The following is a 265-nucleotide window of genomic DNA, read 5'->3' as shown; positions in this document are numbered from 1 at the left end:
ATCGCCAAGGAAGCTGCCGACATCATCCTGTTGGAAAAGAGCGTGATGATCCTGGAGGAGGGCGTGCTGGAAGGCCGGCGCACCTTTGCCAACATGCTCAAGTACATCAAGATGACCGCAAGTTCCAACTTCGGCAACGTGTTCTCGGTGCTGGTGGCGAGTGCGTTTATTCCGTTTCTGCCCATGCTGCCGATGCACCTGCTGGTGCAGAACCTGCTGTATGATATCTCGCAGATCGCCATTCCCTTCGACAACGTCGACGAGG

1 pseudogene is annotated in these 265 nt (G+C 55.8%); it reads left to right on the top strand.

Annotated elements, in window-relative coordinates:
* Positions 1 to 265 (top strand): annotated as a pseudogene (locus tag AC0L3B_RS39645) (magnesium-translocating P-type ATPase); the annotation flags it as partial.

It is taken from the genome of Bradyrhizobium sp. Kon56, assembly GCF_055807635.1.
This window is presented reverse-complemented; position numbering and strand designations above follow the sequence as displayed.